Annotated in this window: 5 protein-coding genes; all 5 read left to right on the forward strand. The window is 61.6% G+C overall.

All coding sequences use genetic code 11. The features are described 5' to 3' along the window. The first annotated feature begins 76 nt into the window (after positions 1–76). The 5 genes from PG892_RS21455 (at position 77) to PG892_RS21475 (ending at position 5,270) form a co-directional block, all read left to right on the forward strand. On the forward strand, positions 77–358 hold the full coding sequence (locus PG892_RS21455) for a DUF3302 domain-containing protein (RefSeq protein WP_052815118.1): 282 nt from the start codon (positions 77–79) through the stop codon (positions 356–358). 10 nt (positions 359–368) lie between these two features. Then, on the forward strand, positions 369–1,406 hold the full coding sequence (locus PG892_RS21460; RefSeq protein WP_010674032.1) for an HlyD family secretion protein: 1,038 nt from the start codon (positions 369–371) through the stop codon (positions 1,404–1,406). A gap of 122 nt (positions 1,407–1,528) precedes the next feature. Next, complete coding sequence (locus tag PG892_RS21465; protein ID WP_124813370.1) at positions 1,529–3,289, forward strand: DEAD/DEAH box helicase; 1,761 nt, start codon at positions 1,529–1,531, stop codon at positions 3,287–3,289. Between the two features lie 87 nt (positions 3,290–3,376). Continuing rightward, complete coding sequence (dacB, locus tag PG892_RS21470; RefSeq protein WP_124813371.1) at positions 3,377–4,810, forward strand: D-alanyl-D-alanine carboxypeptidase/D-alanyl-D-alanine endopeptidase; 1,434 nt, start codon at positions 3,377–3,379, stop codon at positions 4,808–4,810. Positions 4,811–5,012: 202 nt separating this feature from the next. Then, entirely contained in the window at positions 5,013–5,270 is a 258-nt protein-coding gene (locus tag PG892_RS21475; RefSeq protein WP_010674029.1) for a GrxA family glutaredoxin, read from the forward strand. Positions 5,271–5,376 lie beyond the last annotated feature (106 nt).

The raw sequence follows: 5,376 nt of genomic DNA on the forward strand, positions 1-5,376 counted from the left end.
AAGGGTACCACCAATCAGCAGTTGGCCACCTCTCGCCATTCATCCATGAGTGTCGCACTTATTATCTGAATTCCCGATGTTCTATGGCATTATCGTCATTCACGATATTCCATATGAAATTGCCAAGCACCGTAATCACCCCCACCAGGACGCCATTCACGTGGCAGGCTGGGTCAGCCTGTTCACCCTGCACGTGCTCTGGCCCTTCCTCTGGATCTGGGCCACGATTTATCGCCCCGATCGCGGCTGGGGCTTCTCGCAACGCCTACAACATGACGAAACAGAGATCAGCGCACTCAAAGAGGAGCTGGCAGCACTGCAGGCTCGCATGACCACGCTCGAACAGACCGACAAATAGGTAACGCCCCATGGACCTGCTACTTATTCTCACCTATACAGCCCTCTGCATAGGTATTTTCAAGATCTTCAAGATCCCGCTCAACAAGTGGACCGTGCCGACCGCCGTGCTGGGTGGCGTCATCATCATCGGCACACTCATCATGCTGATGAACTACAACCACCCCTATTCCGAGCTGGCTCGCAACTATTATGTCTCCACCCCGGTCGTGCCCCTGGTCAAGGGACGTGTCACCGACGTCCCGGTCAAGCCCAACCAGCCGGTCAAGAAAGGGGATGTGCTGTTTCGCATCGACGCTGAGCCCTTCCAGGAGAAGGTCGCCAGCCTGACGGCGCGCCTCGCCTCCAACACCGATTTTCTGAAGGCTCTGGACGCCCGCCTGCGATCCGCCAGCCTGGACAGGGATCGCGCCCAGGAGCTGATGCGACGGGGCATCGGCAAACAGCGCGACCTCGACGTCACCCAGGCCAACGTGGATGACATCGTCGCCCAAATTGATCAGCAGAAAGCGACCCTCAATGACCTGGGTGCCCAGCTCAACATCGCCAAGTACGATCTGGAGCAGACCGTGGTCTACGCCCCGAGTGACGGTCATGTCGTACAGCTGGCATTGCGCCCGGGCATGATTGCCGCCCCCTTCATGTTCCGCCCCGTGATGACCTTCATTCATGAAGATGCCAATGCCTATGTCGGCTGGTTCTGGCAGAACAGCATGCAGCGGCTCAAGGCGGGTGACGAGGCCGAAGTCGTGCTCGACGGCATTCCGGGTCGCATCTTCAAGGCCAAGGTGCAGTCCGTTATCCCGGCCATGGCACCGGGCAATATCCAGGCACAGGCGGGTCTTATCGATCAGACCTCGGCCCAGGTACCGGGTCGCCTGCCCATCGTGCTCGAGATCACCGATCCCGAGTGGGCAAACTACCAGGTGATCGCGGGTTCCAGCGGTCAGGCCGCCATCTATACCGAGCACTTCCACCACGTGGCCATCATGCGCAAGATCCTGATGCGCATGGGTAGCTGGCTCAACTACCTGTTCCCCTTCCACTAAGTTCCCTGACCTGCACGGGCCGGCATCCTGCCGGCCCGCTTCCTGTCAGCGCGAGCCTCCCTCGCTGCATTTTTCCCGCAAGATCCCTATAATGGCGCCACCTTGCGCCACAGCCGTTCCCCATGTTCGTTCTCAGACCCTATCAGACCGACGCCGTCAACGCCGTCATCAGCCACTTTCGCAAACACCCGGATCCCGCCGTGGTGGTACTGCCCACCGGGGCCGGCAAGAGTCTGGTGATCGCCGAACTGGCCCGCAAGGCGCGCGGCCGGGTGCTGGTGCTGGCCCACGTCAAGGAGCTGGTGGAGCAGAACCACGCCAAGTACGAGGCGTGGGGGCTCAAGGCCGACATCTTCGCCGCCGGGCTGGATCGGAAGGAGGCGAGCACCCAGGTGGTGTTTGGCTCAGTGCAGTCGGTGGCACGCAATCTGGATGCCTTCGACGGGGCGTTTTCGCTGCTCATCATCGACGAATGCCACCGGGTCTCGCTCGATGACGACAGCCAATACCACCAGGTGATCGAGCATCTCAAGGCCGCCAACCCTGCCCTCAAGATCCTCGGGCTCACCGCCACCCCCTATCGGCTGGGGCTGGGCTGGATCTACCGGCGCCACTACCACGGCATGGTCAAGAGCCACGGCGAGCGGCTCTTCGGTGACTGCGTGTTCGAACTGCCCCTGCGCTTCATGGTGAAAAACGGCTACCTGACCCCGCCGCGCCTGGTGGATGCCCCCATCGTCCACTACGACTTCAGCAAGCTGGTGCCGCGGGAGAACGGCCTGTTCAGCGAGGCGCAGCTCAACGGCGAGATCAAGCGCCAGGAGCGGGTCACCCCCCATATCCTGAGCCAGGTGCTGGAGTATGCGGCCGACCGGCAGGGGGTGATGATCTTCGCCGCCACCGTCGAGCATGCCCGGGAAATTCATGGCCTGCTCGGTGCCAGAGGCCAGCAGGCCGCCCTCGTCACCGGCGAGACGCCGGGACCGGAGCGCGACGCTCTAATCAGTGCCTTCAAGGCGCGCGAGCTCAAGTTTTTGGTCAACGTAGCAGTGCTCACCACCGGTTTTGATGCCCCCCACGTCGACCTCATCGTGATGCTGCGTCCCACCGAATCGGTGTCGCTCTATCAGCAGATTGTGGGACGGGGCCTGCGCCTCTCACCCGGCAAGAGCGATTGCCTGGTGCTCGACTACGCAGGCAACAACTTCAACCTGTTTGCCCCCGAAGTGGGGGAGCCCAAGCCCCACGCCGGTACCGAGCCGGTTCAGGTACCCTGCCCCGCCTGCGGCTTTGCCAACACCTTCTGGGGCAAGACCGACGAGGATGGCAAGGTGATCGAGCACTACGGCCGCCGCTGTCAGGGACTGTTTGAAGATGACGAGGGCAACCGCGAGGAGTGCGACTACCGCTTTCGCGCCAAGATCTGCCCTGGATGCGGCGCTGAAAACGACATCGCCGCCCGCCGCTGCCAGAGCTGTGACCAGCTGCTGGTGGACCCTGACGACAAGCTCAAGGAGGCCCTCAATCTCAAGGACTGCATGGTGATCCGCTGCGCCGGTTTGACCCTGAGCCCTGGGCGCGGCAAGCAGGGGGAGCGGCTGGAGGTGACCTACCACGACGAGGATGGCCTGACCCTGACGGAGTACTTCCCCTTTCACTCCCGGGGTGCACAGCGCTTGTTTCAACAACGCTTTGTGCGTCATCATTGGCCCGCCCCGGGCCTGGAGCCCGAATTCACTACCCTGGCGAGCGTGATGCTCGCGGCAGACCAGTTCCGTCACCCGGATTTCGTCATCGCCCGCAAGTCGGGACGTTTCTGGCAGGTGAAGGAAAAAATATTCGATTACGAGGGGCGTTACCGGACTGCCAACGCCCCGGCCTGACCCCATGGCAGGCGATACCCGGCAGTCACCCGGTTTGATTATCGGGGCGGTTTCTGATGCCGCCCTTTCGTTCAGTTAGAGGATCCTATGCAGCGGCTGTTGATTGGTTTTTGTGCTCTCTTTTCTCTGGCGGTACAGGCCGCCCCGCTGACCCCGCCCAAGGGGGGCCAGTACGCCGTCATCGTACAGGGCAACAATGGGGTGGAATTTGCCCGTCACGCCGATGACATGATAGCCCCCGCCTCCACCATGAAGGTGTTGACCGCGCTCGCTGCACGCCTCGAACTCGGTGCCGACTTCCGCTTCGCCACCGACATCCAGGCCCAGCCCGGCGCCAAACAGGGCACTACCATCAACGGCGACATCTGGATCAACTTCGTCGGCGACCCGACCCTGTCGCGCATGGATCTGGTTGCCCTGTTCAAGCAGTTGGGCGTCACCCGCATTCAGGGCAACGTCTATGTCAACACCGGTGCCTACAACGGCTATGAGCGTGGCAACGGCTGGTCCTGGGGGGATCAGACCCTCTGCTTCGCCGCTCCCGTCTCCTCGGTCATCATCGACAAGAACTGCGCCTACGGCACCATCACCGCCACCCAGATTGGCAAGCCTGCGGTGGGCAACGTGGCCAGCGGCGTGCCCATCGGCATCGGCGCCGACAACGTGGAGGTGATGAGCTATGGCGACATGGCGCGCCAGTTCTGCGCTCTGGAAGTAGACATGGCCAAGGGCAACTTCTACGAGCTCAAGGGCTGCATCACCCCGAACAAGGATCCACAAGGGCTGCGCTTTGCCATCCATGACGTGGAGGCCTGGGGCTGGGACAACATCCGCTGGGCCATGAACCGCGCCGGGATCAGCCACGACGGCCTGCTGCGGGTCACCCATCAGGCCCCTGTCGGTGCCCAGACCCTGGCGACCCACTACTCTGTCTCCCTGCCGGTGATGCTCGCCAAGATGTTGAAAAAGTCCGACAACCTCTACGCCGATACCTTCCTCAAAACCGTGGGGCGTCACTACTACAACAAGCCGGGCAGCTATCGCAGCGGCACCATGGCGGTGCGCGCCATCCTGACCAAGCACGGCATTGACCTTGGCAACGCCACCCTGGCCGACGGCTCCGGCCTCTCCGCCCACAATCTCATCAGCGCGCGCCAGATGTTGTCGGTGCTGAACTTCATCCAGAAGAACGATGCCGAGATCGACTTCATCAAGCTGCTGCCAAGCTCCCAGGTGGACGGCACCCTGGCCTGGCGACGCAGCGTCACCGCTCCCATGATGAAGAACAAGGTGCACGCCAAGACCGGCACCATCACAGGTACGTCGAATCTCGCCGGCTTCATCGACACCGCCGGTGGCCAGCGCAAGGCCTTCGTGATGTTCCAGCGCGGTCTCTCCCAGGATCCGGCGACCCACGAGCGCTACCGCGCCAGCAAGGCGCCCTGGCCCTGGACCGTCTTCGAAAAAGGCGTGCTGGAGAGCATCTACCAGCAGCAACCCATCCAGATCGTCGAGCAGTGATAGACGGGCTGCCTTGCCGGCAAGGCGGCCCGATTCCCCGGCCTTGGGGGACGCTGGCGCCATCATCAGCAGTGGGCGCAATCGGAGATGGCGAATGGAAGCATCGCTATTTTCAGCTTTGACTGACAGGGCGCCAGGGCTATGCTGTGCCCAGCCTCATCTCAATGGCCTTCTTCAACGGCTTGTTTAATGGAGAGAAAAGATGTTTGTAGAGATTTTTGGTCGTCCCGGTTGCCCCTATTGCGTGCGTGCCAAGCAGATTGCCGAGCAACTGACCGAGGAGCGCGATGACTTCGAGTTCCGCTACGTGGATATCAACGTGGCCGGGCTGACCAAGGACGATCTCGCCGCCAAGGCGGGCAAGCCGGTCACCACTGTGCCGCAGATCTTCCTGGATGAGCAGCACATCGGCGGCTGCACCGATTTTGAGGCCTATGCCAGAGCCAATCTGGGTCTGTAAGCCCCGACACCATGAAAAAAGGCGCCTCTGGCGCTAATGCCAGTCAGTTAAGCCTGACTGGCATTGTTTTTACTAGGTTTTCTCGTCGCATACTTCTGTGGTTTGG

This window comes from Aeromonas sp. QDB68, assembly GCF_027707405.1.
In the GTDB taxonomy this organism is placed as follows: domain Bacteria; phylum Pseudomonadota; class Gammaproteobacteria; order Enterobacterales; family Aeromonadaceae; genus Aeromonas; species Aeromonas caviae.

Bases quoted from the DNA above. Each gene is read 5' to 3' on its own strand.
- PG892_RS21455 (WP_052815118.1), top strand. From the start codon at position 77: ATGTTCTATGGCATTATCGTCATTCACGATATTCCATATGAAATTGCC.
- PG892_RS21460 (WP_010674032.1), top strand. From the start codon at position 369: ATGGACCTGCTACTTATTCTCACCTATACAGCCCTCTGCATAGGTATT.
- PG892_RS21465 (WP_124813370.1), top strand. From the start codon at position 1,529: ATGTTCGTTCTCAGACCCTATCAGACCGACGCCGTCAACGCCGTCATC.
- dacB (WP_124813371.1), top strand. From the start codon at position 3,377: ATGCAGCGGCTGTTGATTGGTTTTTGTGCTCTCTTTTCTCTGGCGGTA.
- PG892_RS21475 (WP_010674029.1), top strand. From the start codon at position 5,013: ATGTTTGTAGAGATTTTTGGTCGTCCCGGTTGCCCCTATTGCGTGCGT.